The 3,228-nt window shown below is 46.7% G+C and carries 2 protein-coding genes and 2 pseudogenes; 1 reads left to right on the top strand and 3 read right to left on the bottom strand.

The window, feature by feature from the left end; genetic code table 11:
* The coding region (locus I8U19_RS17040; RefSeq protein ID WP_198056616.1) for an IS3 family transposase at window positions 1-896 on the top strand (896 nt) is incomplete at its 5' end.
* Here the strand turns inward: I8U19_RS17040 and istA are convergent.
* From istA to I8U19_RS17445, 3 genes and pseudogenes are all read right to left on the bottom strand, one after another.
* Window positions 882-2,127: pseudogene (istA, locus tag I8U19_RS17035) on the bottom strand (IS21 family transposase). The gene I8U19_RS17040 and the pseudogene istA overlap by 15 nt on opposite strands.
* Before the next feature lie 448 nt (window positions 2,128-2,575).
* Entirely contained in the window at window positions 2,576-2,938 is a 363-nt protein-coding gene (locus I8U19_RS17030) for an Imm3 family immunity protein (RefSeq protein ID WP_198056615.1), read from the bottom strand.
* Between the two features lie 30 nt (window positions 2,939-2,968).
* Window positions 2,969-3,118, bottom strand: a pseudogene (locus tag I8U19_RS17445) (deaminase domain-containing protein); the annotation flags it as partial.
* Window positions 3,119-3,228 lie beyond the last annotated feature (110 nt).

Here is a 3,228-nt window from a genome sequence, read left to right as displayed (position 1 = left end):
GAGATTCTCCGAAAAAAGACGAACTGGGGCCGAAGGTAAAGACCAGGGATTTGGTGCGGATCCTGCACGGCGAGGGGTATTCGGTCCCACAAATCACGGCTGCCCTTCGCATCAACCGCACTTATGGGTATGCTCTGCTCAAGGAGTACCAGCCCAAAAAGCGTGAGCGCTCTGACGAAGCGGCGCTTCGTCAGAAGATCCAGGAGCTTTGCGGAGAGTTTCCGACCAACGGGTACCGCCGAATCCGGGTTTGGCTGTACAAGCGGCATCAGCTTCGTGTCAACCACAAGCGCGTGTACCGCATCATGAAAGAGTTGGGGTTGTTAACCCGTTCCAAAGGAGGAACGGCGAGTAGAAAAAAGCAATCGGGTCGGATCCCGGTCACCGGCTCAAATCAGTATTTTCAAGTCGACATGACGAAGATATGGTGTGGGCGTGATGGCTGGGGTTACCTGTTTGCCGTCATCGACGCTTATGACAAAGAAATCGTAGGCTATTCCTTCTCACGGTTCTGCAGAACCGATGAGCTTCTTTCTGCTGTCAATCAAGCACTGGAAAAACGTTTCCCTCAAGGAGTCAAAGGCCGTGGCCTGACAATTCGTAGTGACAATGGTTGCCAAATGACCAGCAGACGATACGTCAAAGCTCTTCAAGATGCCGGAATTAAGCAGGAGCGAACGGGTTACAACAACCCTGACACCGATGCTTACATTGAGCGTTGGTTCCGGACGCTGAAAGAGGAAACGGTTTGGCTTCAGGAATACTCCTCTTTCCTGGAAGCCAAAAAAGATATCGACCGCTACATCCGATTCTACAATGCGGAGCGACTGCATTCTGCATTAGGATATCTGTCTCCAAAAGAATTTCGTCAACTTTTATCTTCAAATGCGACTTAAATGTCTGGACTTTTGGGGTTCATTAAGTGATCTCGCCCCCATCAAGCTCTCATACACCTCGAGTGAGCGCACTTCCACTTCGTGATGCGGGATTTGTTTTGCACGCGGTCGGGGGACAGGGAGTCCCTGTGCGGTAACAAGCCCTTTGTACTGGTTAGGGCAAGGGACAACGGCTCTGGATTTTCCCACTTTTTCATGACGAGTAATCTGTTTCGAACCAATCCAAATTTCCACATGGCCGTTCCGTTCACAGACCGTTGCTTCACGACCGCTGTAGTGCCAGGGGACCCCATATCGTACTCCGTCATAACTGACGAACCCGTCTTGACTGACACGGCGTCTTTCGCGCAGATACGGGTTCCAGCGGTCGAGGTCAGGAAGCAGCTTTAGATTTTCCTGCTTCAGACGGTCACAAGGTCGCTCGCCAGTCGTTCCATGAACACGCCGGTTTTTCTCGTCACACCACGCCGCAGCTTGCCGGTTCGAAGCGGCGCCCTGGCAGGAAGTTTTCCTTTACAAACCGGATGCTGCGTTCCACCTTGCCCTTGGTTTGCGGACGCCGAACGCGGCATACCAGCGGGATAAACCCTGCTGTTGCCGCGAAGTCGGCAAACAGCCCATGCCACCGGGGCTTTCGGTCGTCCCCCATTCCCAAGATCACCGTTTTCATTCGATCCGTTAGAACTATGTCTGGAATCCCGCCGAAATACTCAAACGCATGAACCAGACAGCGGAGGAAACTGTGGATGTCGCAGCGCTTGGCAAACTCCACATAGATCGCTCGGGAGTAGCCGAGAACCATGACAAACACAGGCACTTTGTGGACTTGACCCTCCGGGTCCACGTATTCACAGATCCCCCAGTCTACCTGGGCTTGTTCCCCAGGGCGGGATTCATACCGTTGAACTGCAGGGAGCTGTTTGGGAGGACAGAAATCCTTGACATAGTCTTTAAGAATAGTTCGACCGCCTTGGTAGCCTTGCTCACGGAGAAGCCGGAAAAGGACTTCGCAGTTGTAGATGCCTTGATCCATGTACTGGTGCAGAAGCGGCTTGAAGGGATTCAACTTGGATGGCCGTTTTCCCCGGGGCTTCCGCTCCGGAAGCCCCTCTGCACGAAGATACCGCCGGACGGTATTGCGGGCATGTCCCGTTTCTCTCGAAATCGCCCGAATACTCTTGCCAATCGCCTTCGATTCGTGTAATTTAATCACAGTCCCACTCCTTAGCATAATTCTCCCTCCGAAGAAATGTAGCGGTTTCGTTCGAAGGGGATTATTCGACGGGAGTGGGTCAATTCTTTTTCGGCGATCCTGGGTCAATTATACGCCGTCGGTAACAAACAGATTAATATTTATGAAATTACCGTTTTGTATGAACACATTGATCTGAGCCTTGTGGCCATTCATATTGACTACCCAAAGTTTATTGAATCCTTCTTTCAGCAAACCTTGTTGATCAGCATCTCTAATAGCATTTACAGCTCTTTGAATAATATCAAATTTATTGTTTCCTATCTCCCCCCCTCCACTTAACATAAGATCAAAAAAGGACAGGCTGACCTTTGGTCAAATCTGTCCCTCAAAAGTAATATCTATTCTTTTCCATTTAAAGAACAGTTTCTTAGAGTTAATCGAAACACTGGGCTATTTTTTGAATTCTTTTTTCATAAAAATCTAATTAAGTTCTTGGATTATAGTCTATATGAACAAATTCAAGCCCCTTTAGAACATTAGTAATTCTTTTTGAAAGATCTTCAATTTCTTCAGAGGTTAATTCATTTTCTAGTTGACTCAGATTAACGCTCGTTAGCTCTTTTTTAATCGCTTCAATATTACCAACAAATACCTTTTCGTGGGTTAATACGATCTCACCTAATGCAATATGAACTAGCAAACTCTCTGTTTTCCCCTCATTACAAACTGTTTCAAACTCATAAAAGGTTCTTGCAACAGCATACCTATAACCTATATTTTTTCTCAAGAAATCTTCGTAAGTTTCTTTCACAGCCTCAAGCAACTCATGATATTCCCAATCCTTCAACAAATAACCCTCCAGTATTAAGAATAAAGATTATTTTATTATCCTATTACCATTATTATGGACAATATCTAATTTAATGTTTGGATATTTTTTAGCAAACTCTGCTATTACTCTACTACAACTCGCACAGGTGTCTAATTCTGTGAATAACTTAATCTCCCCAGTAGCTTTTGTATTATCACCTAGTCTAGGATCAAGTCCAAAATTATGTGTAAATTTCCACGGTCAGAAAAAGTCGGCGTTCAACTGATGCGTGTGACTTTTGGCTGAGGGTTTTCTTTGGATTTTCG

Source organism: Thermoactinomyces sp. CICC 10523, from assembly GCF_016055105.1.
GTDB classification, from domain to species: Bacteria; Bacillota; Bacilli; order Thermoactinomycetales; family Thermoactinomycetaceae; genus Thermoactinomyces_A; species Thermoactinomyces_A daqus.
This window is presented reverse-complemented; position numbering and strand designations above follow the sequence as displayed.